Source organism: Halobacillus faecis, from assembly GCF_007991335.1.
Taxonomy (GTDB): Bacteria; Bacillota; Bacilli; order Bacillales; family Halobacillaceae; genus Halobacillus; species Halobacillus faecis.
The window spans coordinates 1-17,110 of record NZ_BJYD01000037.1; the positions used below are offsets into that span (position 1 = coordinate 1).

The following is a 17,110-nucleotide window of genomic DNA, read 5'->3' on the forward strand; positions in this document are numbered from 1 at the left end:
TTTTTTTGACGTACTGGTTGGTTCGTTCAGTTTTCAAAGATCAATGTTTTGTTTGCCGCTTCAAAACAGCGACTCAACTAATATATCATGTACAGTCGTTTGTGTCAACAACTTTTTGTGATTTATTTTTTGTGAGCCCTTCGCGGCTTGCCGCTCTCTTAATGCGACAAGTAATAATTTATCATGTCTGTCGTTTAGTGTCAACAACTTTTTTCATGATTTTATTTAGCTCGTTGCCGCTCTCTTAATGCGACGCTTATTAATATAGCACGGTGTGAATTATCCCGTCAATAACTTTTTATAAAAAAATCCCCTCTCCTGTTTCAATCTCAGAAGAAGGGCCTTACTCACTGATCTACAAATTTGTCGACAGGCTTATATCGTCTATGGAATATTTGTGGTCCTTTTGTATCTTGAGGTACAACTTCAATGACATCATGATCTACAAGATATTCAATCATCGAGGATAAGTCCAAAATGTATTCTTGAATTTCAGGATGCACTTTTAGTTCTCCAAAAGACCACGGCTCCTCTCTTTCACTCATGAGTTGCAGCAAATGCTGAGCACTCGCCCTTGATCTCTTACTAATCGAGTGCTCAACAGCTAAGATCATTAATTGTATTCTTTTATCTGTAGGTTCACCACTTTCAATGAGTTCCTGGTAAAGTTTATAGATTTCTGGTTCAATTCGCTTCACTTGGTTCCAGACCGTCACTTCTGGGTGGAACCCTTTTTCAATAATGGATAGCCTCGCTAGATAATGAAGAGAGTTGACCATCCGACTGTAAGAATCCAAGTACTGCTCGGAATCATACAAGTCCTTGGATTCGCTGTAACTACGAATCAACTTCGCAAACTCAATCGCTTTCTTTAAGTTGCGGGTTTGTTGAGGGAATTCCCGCAAATGTTCCTTCAGAGTCGTTAGATACTCATTTCTCTCAAAAATGATGTTTCCGTTAATGACCCATTCCACGGCTCGACGATATGAACTTGTATCGATCCAGTGCTGAAGAAGCTTTTCATCCACGATGTGCATCGCTGCTGATTTATTTTCAAATTCATAATGTTTTACATACCATAATTCTTCCGCGTCCCGGACAATAATGAATAGAATGACATCAAAATTATCTGTTACAGGACTAATCGGTTTCTTCTTTTCTAATATAAGAATGCCCAGCGTGTTACTTTGACTGGCTTTTTCTTGGTAAATCGGGCGTAATAGATCTTCCATATTCTTTCCCCCACATTCAATTTCCCTTTCTTTGTGTTTATTCGCTATGTTTAGGCAAAATCCTTTTTTCCTATTATATTTGCCTAAAGAAAATATGCTATACTACGTGGTAGATAGTAAGGAGGGACCCTGAGTGGCGTTAAAATACAGTAGCAAAATCAACAAGATTCGTTCCTTTGCTTTCTGGCTAATTTTCCTTGGCATAGGCGTAATGTACATCGGGTTGTTATTCAAAGATACGATGTGGGCAATGGCTACATTCATGATATTGGGCGTGGGTTTCGTCGGTCTCAGTACAGTCGTTTACTTCTGGATCGGAATGCTTTCAACGAAAACCATACAGATCGTTTGTCCATCCTGTGAAAAACCGACCAAGATGTTAGGACGCGTGGATGCTTGCATGCATTGCGATCAGCCTCTGACGATGGACAAGTCTTTAGAAGGAAAAGATTTTGATGAGAAATACAATAAAAAACGGTATCAGAAGGAAACGCAAGGCCAGCAATAATGAACGGCTAAGCGACTTCAATCAAAAAGCTCCACTGCAAATGCAGTGGAGCTTTTCTTTTATTGTTCAACAATAAAAAACTGAAAGCCTAGCGCTTCCAGTTTTAGTGAGCGTTATTCGATTGGCATTCTGTGCACGTTCCATAAACTTCCATGCGATGATGACTTACATTAAATCCAGTCACCTGTTCAGCTAATGATTCCACTTCGTTCAAACTTGGATAGTGGAAGTCAACGATTTTACCGCATGATTCGCAAATCGCGTGATAGTGATCGCTTGTATTACAATCAAAGCGGCTTGAAGAATCACCGTAAGTAAGCTCCCGTACGAGTCCAATTTCTCTGAACACACGGAGATTGTTATAAACGGTGGCTACACTCATATTCGGAAATTTACTTTCTAAAGCTTTATAAATTTCATCAGCTGTTGGGTGAGTCATAGAATTCAGCAGGTATTCAAGCACCGCATGACGCTGTGGAGTAATTCGTACACCAGAGCCTTTCAGTGTATCAATGGCATCCTGGAGTCGATGGTCTGACACGGTCATGCACCTCGCTTTCATAAACTGATTCTTGATTTATAATATTATTAAATTAGAATCCTTACAATTAGTGTAACCTTTCCATTAAGGAATTGTCAATATAAAGCACTACTCAAAAAGTTGGTCTCTCATACATCCGGATCTAGAGGTGTTTCTGTTCCTCCAAGTTGATGATTCACAAAACGAGCCGCTACGAAGAGAAAATCTGACAGTCGATTCAAATAGGACACGACTAACTGGTTATCCAATTCGTCTTCTAAAGCCACTGTTATCCTTTCTGCCCTGCGAACCACCGTACGTGCAAGGTGAAGAGCAGCAGATGCCTGATGACCGGAAGGTAAAATGAAATTCTTCAGAGGATCAAGGGACTGATCCCATTCATCAATTTGTTTTTCCAACTCATCAATATGCTCCTTTTTCAGTTTCCACATGACATCTTTCCCTTTAGGTGTAGCAAGTTCCGCCCCTACATGGAACAAGACCGTCTGGATTTTCTGGAAGGTTTGTAAAAAAGCTTCCTTATCCGTCCAATCTTCATGATTCAAGTGGCTGAGAGCAAGACCAATCATTGAGTTCGCTTCATCACATGTACCATAAGCCTCTACCCGGATATCATTTTTAGCTACTCGTTGACCATATATTAAAGAAGTTTTTCCTTTATCCCCTGAACGTGTATAAATCCTCATCCTTAATACCCCCGTTTTGGATCAATAATATTTCTTAGTTCTCCTTCTCCACTTATGAAAACAGACAGATTCTTTTCAAAGAGATCAAACCCTCTTGGAACATACTGAGGGGAGATTCCTGATAAGTGAGGTGTTACCGTTACATTTTCTTCCCGCCACAGCGGGTGGTCTTCAGGTAAGGGTTCCTCCTCAAAGACATCAAGCACAGCGTGTGAAATTTCTTTTTGACGCACCGCATTTAGAATCACTTCCGTTGAAACTAAGTCCCCTCTTCCCATATTTAGAAAGATAGAGCGCTTAGGCATTTCTTTAAAGTGTTTCTCCTCAAGTAAATATCTAGTGCCCGGAGTACTCGGAAGCGCAGCCACAACGAAATCAGCAAGAGGAAGGACAAGGTCCAATTGTTGCACCGGGAAAGTCTGGTCGAAATGCGGCTTCTTTTTCCCTGACTTCGATACACCAATCGTTTTCATTTGAAAGGCTTTTGCTAAACGAGCAACTTCTTGCTGAATAGCTCCTGTTCCAAGGAGAACCATTGTACGTCCGCTTATTTCATTCATGACGGGACGGCGGCTCCATTCTGCTTTCTCTTCTTGTTGGATGAGAGTCTTCGCTTTACGAGAAACTTGCAGCAACATGGAAATCGCATACTCTGCCATAGGTTGTGCATGAATGCCCCTTACATTCGTCACAAGGATATCCCTCTTAGCAATTTCATCAAAGGGCATTTTATCCATTCCTGCAGATAAGACCATGATCCATTTCAGCTTCTTGGCTGATTGAATCTTTTCTCTATCCAAGTCCTCTCCGTATGTAATGAAGACATCCGCTTCCTCAAGGTAATATTTAGCTTCCCCCATCCCATAGCAGAAAATAAAGACTGCCTCAGGAAAACGTGTTTGAAGCCTCAGTTGGATTTCATCAGGGACTCTTTTTATGGCAGAAACAATCTTCATAAAATCAACTCCTTACCTTTTCTTCTATATTAGACGATAAAGAAACCATAGTCACTTGTAGACTATGGTTCGGTTGATTTTACGATAAGTTTTCTCTGATATACTCTAGAGCTGACTCGACGTGTCCTTGAACTTTAACTTTCCGGTACTCTTCAGCAAGGTTCCCTTCTTTATCAATGATAAAGGTGGAACGTTCAATGCCATAATATTCTTTACCAAAGTTCTTCTTCAGTTTCCAAACACCAAACTGTTCAGCCACTTGATGATCTTCATCTGCAAGCAGAAGGAATGGAAGATCATGCTTGTTGATGAATTTTTCATGAGATTCGACTGGATCAGGACTAACACCTAAGATGACGGCATCCAGATCTTCGAAGCTTTCATGGTGATCACGGAAATCACAAGCCTCTGTCGTGCAACCAGGAGTCATGTCTTTAGGGTAAAAATAAAGGACTACGTTCTTCCCCTTATAATCAGAAAGGGATACGGATTCGCCGCTGTTTGCAGGTAATGTGAAATCTTGTACTTGTTTTCCTTTTTCAACTGTCATGGTAAGACCCTCCTAAATGGTTTCTACCACTTAGGTTACCTTAAAAATAGACAAACTTCCAACTTCAGCTTCCTTCTTTATGCTTTAACCATACTTTTGCAACAAGGGCAGCCGGTAACGTGTACCCCACCATCGCCTCGATGATCGCAATCCATTTTCCAATTCCCACAGGGGTTAAATCTCCATATCCGACAGTAAATAAGGTCACACCACTGAAGTACACACTTCTTATCATATCGTGTGTCCAATTATCATCGATAAACGGTACGTCTGCCTTGTAAACTTCTATTCCTTGGAGGATCAGGGCAGCATAGATAATTCCAAATCCAACCATTACAATCGTATATAACAACATGACGGATACAAAGAGTTGAACAGAAAATATTTTGTGTTCAAATTCAAGAGAGTGAAAAATCTGTCGGAGACTCACTCCAATCAGTGCTAGGGAAAGTGTAGAAATAATGATTGTAATCATAGGTAAGCCCCTTTTTAAACGAGTAAACAAGCCCTACTTGTTCATATGAATGCCAGCGTGCTTTTATACCCTGCCATTACCGCTTGAATTGGTTGAAGGTCCATTTTTCAGACAAAACCGGGCGAACGCACAGCCCGCGAATTGAAGTCTGCATAAGATACAGTAAACAATGGAAAGGGGGAATTGTGAATGGGTTACGGATATGGCGGAGGCTTTGCGCTAATCGTTGTTCTTTTCATCCTTCTAATCATCGTTGGTGCAGCATTCCTATACTAAGAACAGCTCGCACTGAGCCCTATGTGCGCTCAGTGTAACTTTCCTCGTAATCGATCGGACTACTGTTTCAACGCTCTAGAGTGAAGGAACCTTTCAAAGGGTGCTTTCCGGGTCCATGATCCGGGAAGCCCCTTTGTGATTCAGGATGGACAAGCATGCTACAATAAACTGTGATAAGGATTGTTTAGGAGGTAAATAATGCATTTCAATCAATCGGAACACTTATATAAAGAAGCAAAAGAACATATCGTCGGAGGCGTCAACTCTCCATCCCGCGCGTATAAAGGCGTAGGCGGTGGAACTCCTGTTTATATGGACCGGGCAGAAGGATCCCGTTTCTATGATGTCGACGGAAATGAGTATATCGATTACTTAGGAGCCTATGGCCCGATTATCACAGGACATGCTCACCCGCATATCACAGAAGCCATAACCAAAGCTGCGCAGAACGGTGTGCTTTACGGAACACCGACCGTCCTCGAAAACCGCTTTGCGAAAATGCTGAAAGAAGCCATACCTTCGTTGGATAAAGTAAGGTTCGTCAATTCAGGCACAGAAGCAGTCATGACGACCATTCGAGTTGCCCGTGCTTATACCGGCAGAAACAAAATCATTAAATTCGCCGGGTGTTATCACGGCCATTCTGATTTGGTCCTCGTTGCTGCGGGCTCTGGTCCAGCGACCCTAGGGACACCAGATTCTGCAGGTGTACCTGCATCAATTGCACAGGATGTCATCACCGTACCTTTTAATGATATCGAGCCGTTTAAACAAGCGATTGAGAAATTCGGGGACGAAATTGCGGGTGTGCTTGTTGAACCAATTGTAGGGAACTTCGGAATCGTTGAACCTAAACCAGGTTTCCTCCAAGAAGTGAATAAACTGACTCACGATGCCGGAGCTTTAGTCATTTATGATGAAGTCATTACTGCTTTTCGTTTTACATACGGAAGCGCTCAGCAGCTCTTGGATATAGAGCCGGATATGACAGCTATGGGTAAAATCATCGGAGGCGGCCTTCCAATTGGCGCTTACGGCGGACGCGCAGACATTATGGAACAAGTCGCTCCATTAGGGCCTGCTTACCAGGCAGGGACGATGGCAGGAAATCCCGCTTCCATGTCTGCAGGCATCGCATGTCTTGAAGTGCTTCAAGAACAAGGAGTGTATGAAGAAATGGACCGGCTCGGAAGCCGTTTGGAAAAAGGCATTTTGGAACGTGCCGAAGAACACGGAATCCAAATTCAAATCAACCGCTTGAAAGGCGCACTGACCGTATATTTCACAGATGAAAAAGTCGAAAACTATGAACAGGCAGAAAATACGGATGGGGAACAATTTGCTCGCTTCTTCAAGCTGATGCTTGCTGAAGGGATTAATCTCGCCCCATCAAAATATGAAGCTTGGTTCCTGACCACGGCTCATACGGACGAAGATATCGATCAAACATTAACAGCCGTCGAGAAAACGTTCCGGACCATGGCCAATGATTAAATCCCCATCTCCCCTGGATCCCAGGGGAGATTTTTTTACTTCTTTTTTCTGAATATTTAGTTGATTATATAAAATGTTCATGCTATTATATATACATAATTCTGAATATTCCCACGAATTATGATCTTTGTTTCATTTCTTTCCCTTTTCATAGGTTCCAGCTTTGGCTGGTTCCCCTTTGGCTTATGCGGATGACGCATAAGCTTTTTCTTTTGTTCTCCTTCATATGAAATAATGTATAATGGGAGCATCCGGCTTTTCATTATGAAAGTCTCTTGTGAACAGTTTTTCGTTCATAAGATATTTTTACGGTTAAAGGATGATGTCTTCCATGAAATTAGGCGCACGTATGATGAAGACAGGATTAGCTGTAGGGATTGCCCTTTATATCGGTCATTTGATCGGTTTCATCTCTCCCCTACTCGCTGCGATCGCTGTCGTCTTTTCCATTCAACCTTCCATTTATCGATCTTATCAATCCATCATCGAGCAAGTACAAGGCAATACAATCGGTGCGTTGATTGCCATCGTTGCCGTCTTCACTCTCGGCAACGACCCGTTCATCGTAGGGTTTGCAATCATTCTTGTCATTGGATTGACAACGACATTAAAAATGAACGAAAACACGATTGCTCTAGCGGTTGTTGCTGTCATTGCCCTGATGGACTCGACGGATCAAACGTTTTTATATTTCGCAGGTTCCAGGTTCACTTCCATGCTGCTCGGAATTCTCGCGGCATTTATCGTCAATCTTGTTTTTCTTCCACCACGTTATGAAACAAGGCTATTCACGAAAATTGACCGTGCGACCAATGATATATTGCAATGGCTGAGAGTGACAACAAGAAATTTATCCGATGAACCAGCTCTAAAATATGAAATTACAAGAATACAGGATGATATGCGTTGGGTTGACCATACCTATCTTCTCTATTCAGAAGAAAGAACGTACTTTAAAGGGAGCCACTTTTCTAAAGGAAGAAAAATGGTCCTTTTCCGCCAGTTGATAACAACAACTAAAAAGTCTTTCGATGTGCTGAAAGCTTTTTACAGATTAGAACATAAAATTGAACAAATTCCAGAACAATTTCAAGATGCTGTGGTCCAAGAACTTGATAAACTGATCAACGCGCATGAGAAATTAATCCTGAGTCTTAAAGGCCGTATTAAGAACACGCATAAACAATCGTTAAGACGGATAGAAGAACCTGACATCCCTTTGCTCGTTGAACGACTGATGAGCGTTTACCAAGAAAGCAACAATCCTGATAAACTGGTCTTCCTTCCCCTTGCCTCGCAACTGATGGAGTATCATTATCAGTTGGAGCGACTCAAGAAGTTACTCAAAAGTTACCAGGCACATCATCAGGATGATTTTATCCAAACCTCAGAAAAATAAAACCAAAGCCGAGTATGTCAAACATACTCGGCTTCTTATATCTCCTGCAAAAAAAATAGCTCAAGGTATAAAACCTTGAGCTATAGGTTACGTCCCCATATATTCTTGTTTATGGTCATCCAGTTCCTGCACTTGGTACAGGTCATAATAATGCCCCTTCTTCTTCATTAACTCCTGATGAGAGCCGACCTCTACAATTTCACCATTCTCGATGTGAACAATCCGATCCGCATGAGTGATCGTAGAAAGTCTATGGGCTACGATAAATGTGGTCCGTTCAGAAGCTAAGCGTTCAAGAGCATTTTGAATAAGGTGCTCACTTTCCAAGTCCAGCGCAGAAGTCGCTTCATCTAAAACGAGAAGTGGAGGGTTTTTCAAGAATACCCGAGCTATTGCGACTCTTTGCTTTTGACCCCCAGATAATTTCACTCCTCTTTCACCGACTAATGTGTCATAACCATTCGGAAGCTCCATAATGAATTCGTGGGCATTAGCGGCTTTAGCAGCCTCGATCATCTGTTCATCGGTAGCATCCGGGTTTCCCATTCTTATATTCATGGCAATGGATTCACTAAAGAGAATATTATCCTGAAGCACCATCCCGATGTTATCCCTGAGAGATCTGGCCTCGAAGTCTCTAATATCTGTACCATCAATAGAGATTCGACCTGCAGTGACATCGTAGAATCGAGGGATCAAGCTAATCAGCGTCGACTTTCCGCCCCCACTCATGCCGACAAATGCGATGGTCTCTCCCTGCTTAATATCCAAATCTACGTTTTTAAGGACAAGCGGATCTTCTTCATCATATTTAAAGGAGACACCTTCTATTTTGACATCCCCTCTCACATGTTCCATTTTCTTTGCCCCCGGTTTATCCACAATATCGTATTTTTCATCCACGAATTCAAAAACACGATCCATAGAAGCGATGGATTGAGTAAGCACGGTCGCTGAATTGACGAGACGCCGAAGTGGATTATACACCCGATCCATATAGCCGACAAAAGCAACCATTGTACCGATAGTCAGGGAACCTGTGATCACTTGATACCCTGCAAAAGCAATAACTAATAAAGGAGCTAGATCTGTAATCGTATTGGTCACTGAATAGGTGTAGGCGTTCCAATTTGTATGAGTGATCGCTTTATCCAGGAAGTTCTTATTTTTCGCACCAAACTGTTCCTGTTCATGATCCTCAAGAGCAAAACTTCTCGTTACAGGAACCCCTTGAACCCGTTCGTGCAAATGCCCCTGTACTTCTGCGAGAGCCTGTGAACGATCACGGGTAAGCTTCCGTAATCGCGCATAAAAATACTTGACTGCAAATCCATAGAAAGGGAACAACGCAATGGATACCAGTGTCAGCCATGGATCCATCGTTAACATGATAATGATCGCAATCACAATCGTAATCATATCCAGCCATATGTTCATGAGACCTGTAATGACAAACGTTTTCGTCTGCTCCACATCATGAATAACTCGGGAGATAATTTCCCCTGTTTTCGTTCTAGAATAAAAGCGTAAACTCAAACGTTGGATATGATCGAAAAGCTTTTCCCTAATATCATATAAGATATGACTCCCAATCCATTGCGCCAAGTATTGCCTGATGTATTCGATAGGCGGGCGCAAGATGAGGAAGATGAGAAACGCTCCACCTAAAATGAGGAACAACTGATCCAATCGTTCGGCCTGCGTCATATCTTCAGCGTTGATAATATGATCAATGACATACTTAATAATTAGCGGCATTAACAAAGGGATAGAAAATTTAACGATTCCTATAAGTACAGTGAGGATAATTTTCCCTTTGTAAGGCTGCACAAATCGTAAATACCTTTTTATACTGTCCAAACCAACACCTTCTTTCTAAACCTTTCAAACAACAACGAAGCGCACTTTTTATAAGTGCGCAATCAGTCATTATCTATACGTTAAATACCTTTCATACCACTGATCGATGAATTCCGGAGAAAACGGTCCTTTCCGCTGACGAATCCACCTGATTAAAATATCGATGTTGTTATAAAGGATGCGATCCAGCACATGTGGATAGTTCATCCGTTTTTTATGAATTTCATATTCGTCTTCATCGAGTATTTTATAGGTCATATCAGGGAAAATTTTCACATCCAGGTCATAATCAATATATTTGATGGTCTCATCTTCGTAAACGAAGGGAGAACTAATATTGCAGTAATAATAGACTCCATCATTCCTTAACATACCGATAATGTTGAACCAATATTTAGAGTGGAAATAACAGATGGCCGGTTCTCTGGTGATCCATCTTCTGCCATCACTTTCTGTTACTTCCGTACGGTCATTGGCTCCGATGATCACATGTCTTGTCCCTTTCAATATCGTGGTACTATCCCAAACTCGGTGTAACTGCCCATTGTGCTTATAGCTCTGGATTTCGATCCGTTTACCTGCTTCTGGGCCGGGCATACAATCCCCCCTTCCCTTTCTATTCCATTTCACCTTCTACCTATTATAACGACAAATGAAGTGGATTGAAAACAATTGGACCAGAGACAGGAGTATTCAATCAACCCTCCCCCGCTCTATTCCAGAATACCTTCCAATTGTGGAATACTCAGTTTCGAGATTTTGGTTGAGTGGAAGGGGTCGGAAGCAACTCTCGAAACTACCTTCCAGCAATAGGAGTTTTATGATTGAGAGTCCTATATCAACGCGGTCTAAGCAGGACTTAAAACAGTTTTAGGCAAGGTACTATAAGAGTGATTTCGAGAACCTCATATGGCAAAGGGGCGGAGGGAAACGGTGAGACTCCTGTGGGAAGTGCGTGGTAGATGAGACCCCGAAGAGCGTTAGCTCGAGGAGGCTCATCACTCGCCCACGGAAAGCGAACCTTTTCCCGGAGCCCCTAAATCCACACAAACACCTCGAAATCGAGCCAATCCTGCCGAATGGTTGAATAACATGATAAAGGTATGTAAATAAAAGAAGCCGCCCACAAAAGGGGCGACTTCTTCAATCGGGGGATTGATACAGGCTAAAAGGCAGCCTGGCCAACCTACCAACCACTCAGGTTATTTTTTCTTAGCCTGAGATTTTTGGTTCTGCTGCTGTACGTGCTGAGGATCAGTTTGTTGAGCGAATTCAGCGCCGTATTGGGATTTCCCTTGTGCAGCTTGTTGGTTTTGTTGTTTCACGTGGTTAACGTCTGTACCAGCTGCTGTTTTGTTTTGTTTCGGTTGCTTAGCCATGTTTATCACCTCCGCAAAAATTATTGTGTACAGGAGGTGGTTGTTTCATTCCAAAAAATAAAAAATTTTTATAGAAAAAAAACCGCCCCAATCGGAGCGGCTTAAAATATTAATGAGATAATCTTTTCGTACCGATATAGCGTTGACTCCAGTAGTTACTGGACAATGAACTAATTTCAACACCATTTGTAGATCCAGTGTGGATGAAGCTGTTATTCCCTACATAAATCCCGGCATGGGATGCACCTGGCTTATAAGTTTCGAAAAACACAAGATCTCCAACCTGACGATTTGAGCCACTTACGGAATCCATTCTGCTATCTGCATAGATCGATGCAACCGTACGTGGGATACTTACACCTTCCTGAGCAAATACGTATTGAAGGAAACCACTGCAATCAAATCCTGCAGGAGAAGTACCCGCCCACTGATACGGAGTACCAATGTGCTTTTTAGCTTCTTGGATTAATCCATCTACAAATCCTGAGTTTGAAGAAGATGAATCCGTGGTAGAAGTATGACTAGAGCCCGATGAATCGGAAGAAGACCCAGAAGATGTAGGTTCTCCACTTACTTTCAACTTTTGACCTACATAGATGACATTTCCAGAAAGGCCATTAAGACTCTTCAAATTTGAAACAGAAGTTCCATGATTGTTCGCAATCAACCACAAGGAATCCCCACTTTGGACCGTGTAAGTACTTGTGGATTGTGAAGAACTGGAACTGTCACTTGAAGTACTTGTGTTACTGCTGGAGCTTGACGCACTCCCTGAAACCGAAAGCTCTTGACCAGGATGAATAACGTTACTAGACAAATTGTTAAGACTCTTCAGTTTTGAAACAGACATATCGTGACGATTAGCGATTAGCCATAAGGAATCTCCAGACTTTACAGTATATGTACTGTTAGAGCTTGAAGAAGACGATGAATTGGATTGAGATGAAGCTGATGAATCTTTTTCAACAATCAAAGATTGACCGACGTAGATCGTGTTTGAACTAAGATTATTCCAAGATTTGATTTCTGAAATAGACCCGTCATATTGATAACTCAATTTCCAAAGTGAATCCCCAGATTTCACTTTATGCAATTCATCAGCAAAAACAGAAGTTCCCCACAAAGATGCCCCAATCAAAGCTCCACTGACAGCCGTTACCAATTTCTTTTTATTCATTATATTCTTACTCTCCCCTATGTAATAATTGTTTAAATTGTTTGGTCAAATAACCTATGTCCTATTATTCACAAATGCCAACAATTTGTAAATACTCCAAAACTTCTACAAATACCTACATTTGACCAAGAACATTGTCATATAGGGCTGGAACCCCTTTCGTTACAATTACTTTACAGGTTTGTTACATAGTAGATTGGGGACTTTTATCATGTATGACCTCAATTTTTTGACATAAATTAAGATCGAAGGAGGGTCTGTCTATGTATGTAGGACGGGATTTATCTGCTTTATCTATGGAGCCGAAACAAAAGTGGCAGGAAAAAGAGCTTGGTTACTTTCATTATGCTCTTTCCCAATCTTCTCCGTATTTGAACTCAGAAGGAATTACCCTTTTGCGTGAAATTAATGAAGAAATTAAGCGCCGCGGGGGTTTGGAGCAGCAAGAAGCTACTTGGACCAGCGGCACTCATCCTGTTATCGATTAATATAAGGGTGGGCTTTCTGGTGGGACACTGGAAATGGAAAGTCTTCCATGTTTTCAGGTGCAATGAATGTTGCACGTTCATGGTCAAGTGTTCCTTCTTTCACAGTAACCTTGATGACTTCCATTTCCCATATCAGATGGGAAAATACATGCTTGATGCGTTTTACAGATTCCCCTACTTTAACCTTCAAACCATATTCACCATAAAACCAATTCTCGACCGCTTCCTGACCTACGTCTTCCAGAGGGACCATCGGATACTGCCACAAGGAAGCGAGCAGACCTGTGTCTGGTCTTTGCTCGATCAGGACCTCTCCCTTTTCATTTTGAACGAGAAGTAGCAAATATGGCGATTTCTTCTGTTTCTTTTTAGAAGCTTTCACTGGGAGCTCTGTTTCCACTCCTTCATCGAAAGCTCGACAGTGCTCTTGAACAGGGCACAGCATACAGGAAGGAGTTTTTGGTGTACAAACCAGGGCACCGAGTTCCATCAATCCCTGATTAAAAGAAGAAGGGTCCTCTTCAGATATCAATTCTTTTACAAGCTCTTCAAAAAGCTTCCTCGCACTTTGTTTGCTAATGTCATCCTCAACACGAAGAATTCTTGATAAGACCCTCATCACATTCCCATCAACCGCTGGGTCAGGTATATCATAGGCTATACTTAAGATAGCCCCTCGTGTATAGGGGCCAACGCCTTTGAGGCTGCCTAATTCTTCAGGATCAGCAGGAACGACTCCATCGTATTCCGATACAACCTCTCTCACAGCGTTTTGCAAATTTCGCGCACGGGAATAGTAACCTAAGCCCTCCCACGCTTTCAAGACTTCCTGTTCATCTGCCTGAGCTAAAGCATCAGGTGTAGGAAATTTATCCATAAAATGATTAAAATAGGGAATGACCGTATCAACACGTGTTTGTTGGAGCATAATTTCTGATACCCAGACACGGTAAGGATCTTGATTTTCCCGCCATGGGAGAATCCGCTGCTCTTCTTTAAACCAATGAATTAAATCCTTCCTATAGGATTTCTTGTCGAAGTTTTTTAAAATATTATTTACTCTTTCAGTTCTTTTCATCGTTCTTCACCCTTCGTGATAAACTACTGTTGGAACGTCCGACCTGCCAAAGGAGGTATGGAACTTGGATACAGGCACACATGTCGTCATGGGTGTTGCATTAGGAGGACTCGCTACACTTGATCCAGTTGTTAATGCAAACCCTGACCTTTTCAATGCAGTTCTCATCGGAACAATGATCGGATCCCAGGCGCCAGATTCAGACACGGTACTAAAATTACGGAACAATGCGGTCTACATCAGACACCACCGCGGCATCACACATTCCATTCCTGCTGTGATTCTCTGGGGGATCAGCATTCCCAGCATCATTTATTTATTCACCCCTGAGGTGAACTTTTTACACCTTTGGCTTTGGACTTTTCTTGCTGTCATCCTGCATGTATTCGTAGATGTATTTAATGCTTATGGGACTCAAGCGTATCGTCCTATTACAAAAAGATGGGTCGCTTATGGGTTCATCAATACCTTCGATCCCTATATTTTCACCTTGCACATTGCGGGCATTGTCGCATGGAATTTAGGCGCGGAACCCGGAATTTTATGGCTGATCCTATACTTTGTTATCGCCCTCTATTACTTGAAAAGGTACTTTGACAAAAGAGAACTTGTTCGTCTCATTCATGAAAACATCAAGGATGTCAAACAAATAGCGACTTCCCCCACAATGAAACAAAACGTATGGAGGATTGCCATTACTACGCCAACTCATTATTACGTGGGAAGGGCTGAAAACGGACATTTAACCATCCTTGATACGTTCACCAATAAACCGATTGATTATGATGATCCGGTCGTTCAAAAAGCATTGACTGATCATAACATCAAAGCGTTTTTATCATTCTCTCCCGTCTACAGGTATGAGATGAGCTACTATGATGAATATACAGAAGTCAGGTTCATTGACCTTCGATACCGCTCACGGGGACGTTACCCGTTTGTTGCATTAGCTCAAATAGATGATGAGCATGGAGACAAACTAAAAATCCTCAACTCCTATACGGGATGGGTATTTACAGAAGAAAAACTTCAGAATAAAGTAAGTCCGATGTGAAGGAATCATAGGCACAACGAAAACATAAAGAAGGAGTCTCTCATGATGAGAGGCTCCTTTTCAAATCCTGCCCTTTTTAATGAAGATACCCTTTTTTCTCAAGCATCTTTTTGTATTTTGGATTTGTAGCAACAAATTCATGAAGTTTCGGCCCATAGTGATGGATCCACTGCACAACAATCTGTTCAGTCACCTGTTTCCCCTGGTAATCATGACCAGCCTTTGCTCGTGTGGATTCAAAATCTTCCCATAAAAGTTCCACCCATGTCCTTGCTTCGCCTATCGTTAGCTCCGGATTCTTCTCATATAATTTTTCAGCTAAACGCTGGTAAATTTCATTCATGTGACCACTCCATATTTGGCAATGTTTACAGTGCCATTGTAACACATACAGGCTCTAAGAAGGTACATACTAATATTGTCTCTTCCATGAGACTTATGAGGAGGGTTACTGATGCGTAATAAGGCAAAGAATTTCCCTAATGTAAAAATGACGCACGCACCGGATGACCAAAGCGAATATCTCGCGAAGCGTCCAGACGGCACGATCAATAGCAAACCTCAGGAAAGAGCGGCTAGATCGAGACACCGTGATGTCAACGACGTAGGGAGGAATTACCATGGGTAAACGTAATTTCAAATCAAAGGCCACTGCTAACTATTCACACCGCAGCATCAAACATTTGAGCAGCCGTGTGAATGGGGAAACAGAACAAACGCAAGCAGACCAAATCACAGAAATCCAAATGCGCAAACGCAACTAATCTTAACCGGGCACGTAAAAGTGCCCGGCTTCTTTATTTTTCATCCACTTTGTTTCCTAACATAGAAATCGGCAAAGCTTCTTCCTCAACGCTTGCCTTCTCACCTTGTATCGTTTTCCTGGAACCCCAAGCGAACACGCCATTCATATATTCAATAAAAAACGTATGTTCCGGATCCCCATCAATTTCAAATGTTTCCCCAGCTTTAAAATCATCCGGGTTCATCATATATGATTTAGCCATAATGATTTTCCGTTCGTGAACAGCAAATTCGTTTACCATTCCTAATTGTTCCGCCTTTTGAGCTTTTTCCGTCAACTCGGCAATCTCAGAACGCAACTCTTCCTGTGTGTATTCACTATATCTTTTTTCCATATTGTAACCTCCTCTATTCAAGCTCTCTTTACATTCTAGCAGGGTTTGTTCACAATGAATATAAAGCAACACAGATAAGGAGAGATGAGGATGAAGAATGTTTGGATTACTGGAGCCGGAACAGGTTTGGGACGTGCTCTTGCCCTAACTTACGCAAAAAACAATTATAAGGTATTTCTCTCAGGAAGAACGGCGGAGCACCTCCAGATCACTCAAAACGACATTATCAAAGAAGGCGGCGAAGCAAAGGTTCTCATTTGTGATGTGACGGAGCCATCATCGATCAGCGAAGCGGTTAAACAGATCGATTCCTTACATGTGTTGATCAACAACGCTGGGCTTGGGCATTTCGGAGAACTTTCCTCCTATACCGAAGAAAATATAGACCAACTTCTCAACACAAACGTCAAAGGGACGATTCTGACTACTCAGCTTGCCGTTCCGATGTTAGAAACAACCGAAGGACGTGTTTTGAACATCATCTCAACCGCTGGTTTACGCGGGAAGAAGAACGAAAGCATATACTGTGCAAGTAAGTTTGCTGTACGCGGATTTACCGAGAGCCTGTACAAAGAATGGGAGGACTCCTCATTGACCGCGACCGCCGTGTATATGGGTGGGATGAACACCCCATTCTGGAGGGAAACGGACCATGTGGGAAATCCAGAAAGACTAAAAGGCCCAGAAGGTGTAGCTAAGCAAATCTTTGCAGAGGATGACGGTAGAAGCGAGATCTTCATTGATCGTTAATTCAATTGAGTATCGTGCGACTGTTTCGCGTACGGTACTCTTTTTATTGGTGCAGGTTCGTATGCTAT

Annotated in this window: 22 protein-coding genes; 9 read left to right on the top strand and 13 right to left on the bottom strand. The window is 42.1% G+C overall.

The genetic code is table 11. The features are described 5' to 3' along the window. Positions 1-347: 347 nt before the first annotated feature. Positions 348-1,232: a nucleotidyltransferase-like protein gene (locus tag HFA01_RS17950; protein ID WP_146818753.1), complete on the bottom strand. Its 885-nt coding sequence runs from the start codon at positions 1,230-1,232 to the stop codon at positions 348-350. A 133-nt stretch (positions 1,233-1,365) separates the two neighbouring features. Between HFA01_RS17950 and HFA01_RS17955 the strand changes: the two genes are divergently transcribed. Further along, positions 1,366-1,740: a YgzB family protein gene (locus HFA01_RS17955; RefSeq protein ID WP_146818754.1), complete on the top strand. Its 375-nt coding sequence runs from the start codon at positions 1,366-1,368 to the stop codon at positions 1,738-1,740. A 103-nt stretch (positions 1,741-1,843) separates the two neighbouring features. On the opposite strand, the gene perR is transcribed toward HFA01_RS17955, so the two are convergent. The 5 genes from perR to HFA01_RS17980 form a co-directional block, all read right to left on the bottom strand. Further along, positions 1,844-2,287 (bottom strand): peroxide-responsive transcriptional repressor PerR, encoded by a 444-nt coding sequence (gene perR / locus HFA01_RS17960; RefSeq protein WP_089653921.1) that lies wholly within the window; start codon positions 2,285-2,287, stop codon positions 1,844-1,846. A 122-nt stretch (positions 2,288-2,409) separates the two neighbouring features. Beyond that, entirely contained in the window at positions 2,410-2,967 is a 558-nt protein-coding gene (locus HFA01_RS17965) for a cob(I)yrinic acid a,c-diamide adenosyltransferase (protein WP_146818755.1), read from the bottom strand. 2 nt (positions 2,968-2,969) lie between these two features. Further along, positions 2,970-3,923, bottom strand: a complete 954-nt coding sequence (locus HFA01_RS17970) for a D-2-hydroxyacid dehydrogenase (RefSeq protein WP_146818756.1) — start codon at positions 3,921-3,923, stop codon at positions 2,970-2,972. 79 nt (positions 3,924-4,002) lie between these two features. Then, positions 4,003-4,473, bottom strand: coding sequence for a thioredoxin-dependent thiol peroxidase (gene bcp / locus HFA01_RS17975; protein WP_115823997.1), 471 nt, complete (start codon positions 4,471-4,473; stop codon positions 4,003-4,005). Between the two features lie 64 nt (positions 4,474-4,537). Beyond that, positions 4,538-4,948, bottom strand: coding sequence for a potassium channel family protein (locus HFA01_RS17980; RefSeq protein ID WP_146818757.1), 411 nt, complete (start codon positions 4,946-4,948; stop codon positions 4,538-4,540). Positions 4,949-5,137: 189 nt separating this feature from the next. On the opposite strand from HFA01_RS17980, the gene HFA01_RS17985 reads away from it, so the two are divergent. The 3 genes from HFA01_RS17985 to HFA01_RS17995 all read left to right on the top strand — a co-directional run bounded on the left by HFA01_RS17985 (position 5,138) and on the right by HFA01_RS17995 (position 8,117). Further along, a complete protein-coding gene (locus HFA01_RS17985; RefSeq protein ID WP_085030712.1) occupies positions 5,138-5,224 on the top strand; it encodes a YjcZ family sporulation protein in 87 nt (28 codons plus the stop codon). 198 nt (positions 5,225-5,422) lie between these two features. Beyond that, entirely contained in the window at positions 5,423-6,718 is a 1,296-nt protein-coding gene (locus HFA01_RS17990) for a glutamate-1-semialdehyde 2,1-aminomutase (RefSeq protein ID WP_146818758.1), read from the top strand. A 331-nt stretch (positions 6,719-7,049) separates the two neighbouring features. After that, positions 7,050-8,117, top strand: coding sequence for an FUSC family protein (locus HFA01_RS17995; protein WP_146818759.1), 1,068 nt, complete (start codon positions 7,050-7,052; stop codon positions 8,115-8,117). Between the two features lie 87 nt (positions 8,118-8,204). Here the strand turns inward: HFA01_RS17995 and HFA01_RS18000 are convergent, their stop codons facing one another. The 4 genes from HFA01_RS18000 to HFA01_RS18015 form a co-directional block, all read right to left on the bottom strand. Further along, positions 8,205-9,977 carry an ABC transporter ATP-binding protein gene (locus HFA01_RS18000; protein ID WP_146818760.1) on the bottom strand — a complete coding sequence of 591 codons (1,773 nt, stop codon included), beginning with the start codon at positions 9,975-9,977 and terminating at the stop codon, positions 8,205-8,207. A gap of 69 nt (positions 9,978-10,046) precedes the next feature. Next, entirely contained in the window at positions 10,047-10,574 is a 528-nt protein-coding gene (gene ntdP / locus HFA01_RS18005) for a nucleoside tri-diphosphate phosphatase (RefSeq protein ID WP_089653788.1), read from the bottom strand. 605 nt (positions 10,575-11,179) lie between these two features. Beyond that, complete coding sequence (locus tag HFA01_RS18010; protein ID WP_146818761.1) at positions 11,180-11,356, bottom strand: gamma-type small acid-soluble spore protein; 177 nt, start codon at positions 11,354-11,356, stop codon at positions 11,180-11,182. 109 nt (positions 11,357-11,465) lie between these two features. Continuing rightward, complete coding sequence (locus HFA01_RS18015; RefSeq protein ID WP_146818762.1) at positions 11,466-12,533, bottom strand: C40 family peptidase; 1,068 nt, start codon at positions 12,531-12,533, stop codon at positions 11,466-11,468. A 263-nt stretch (positions 12,534-12,796) separates the two neighbouring features. On the opposite strand from HFA01_RS18015, the gene yfhS reads away from it, so the two are divergent. Further along, positions 12,797-13,021 carry a mother cell protein YfhS gene (gene yfhS, locus HFA01_RS18020; protein ID WP_089653794.1) on the top strand — a complete coding sequence of 75 codons (225 nt, stop codon included), beginning with the start codon at positions 12,797-12,799 and terminating at the stop codon, positions 13,019-13,021. On the opposite strand, the gene mutY is transcribed toward yfhS, so the two are convergent. Then, entirely contained in the window at positions 13,011-14,099 is a 1,089-nt protein-coding gene (gene mutY / locus HFA01_RS18025) for an A/G-specific adenine glycosylase (protein WP_146818763.1), read from the bottom strand. The two genes, yfhS and mutY, sit on opposite strands and share 11 nt — an antisense overlap. A gap of 64 nt (positions 14,100-14,163) precedes the next feature. Between mutY and HFA01_RS18030 the strand changes: the two genes are divergently transcribed. After that, positions 14,164-15,153, top strand: coding sequence for a metal-dependent hydrolase (locus HFA01_RS18030; RefSeq protein WP_146818764.1), 990 nt, complete (start codon positions 14,164-14,166; stop codon positions 15,151-15,153). A gap of 76 nt (positions 15,154-15,229) precedes the next feature. On the opposite strand, the gene HFA01_RS18035 is transcribed toward HFA01_RS18030, so the two are convergent. Then, positions 15,230-15,496 (bottom strand): YfhJ family protein, encoded by a 267-nt coding sequence (locus HFA01_RS18035; protein ID WP_146818765.1) that lies wholly within the window; start codon positions 15,494-15,496, stop codon positions 15,230-15,232. A gap of 108 nt (positions 15,497-15,604) precedes the next feature. Here HFA01_RS18035 and sspK point away from each other — a divergent pair, with 108 nt between their 5' ends. Beyond that, entirely contained in the window at positions 15,605-15,781 is a 177-nt protein-coding gene (gene sspK, locus HFA01_RS18040) for a small acid-soluble spore protein K (protein WP_370632777.1), read from the top strand. Next, positions 15,774-15,917, top strand: a complete 144-nt coding sequence (locus HFA01_RS18045) for a YpzG family protein (RefSeq protein ID WP_146818766.1) — start codon at positions 15,774-15,776, stop codon at positions 15,915-15,917. Before sspK ends, HFA01_RS18045 begins: the two co-directional genes overlap by 8 nt. Positions 15,918-15,950: 33 nt before the next feature. Here the strand turns inward: HFA01_RS18045 and HFA01_RS18050 are convergent, their stop codons facing one another. After that, the gene (locus HFA01_RS18050) at positions 15,951-16,292 is read right to left on the bottom strand and encodes a YfhH family protein (RefSeq protein WP_146818767.1); all 342 of its coding nucleotides are present in this window, start codon (positions 16,290-16,292) and stop codon (positions 15,951-15,953) included. Between the two features lie 90 nt (positions 16,293-16,382). On the opposite strand from HFA01_RS18050, the gene HFA01_RS18055 reads away from it, so the two are divergent. Further along, the gene (locus tag HFA01_RS18055) at positions 16,383-17,042 is read left to right on the top strand and encodes an SDR family NAD(P)-dependent oxidoreductase (RefSeq protein ID WP_146818768.1); all 660 of its coding nucleotides are present in this window, start codon (positions 16,383-16,385) and stop codon (positions 17,040-17,042) included. Positions 17,043-17,110: the final 68 nt, after the last annotated feature.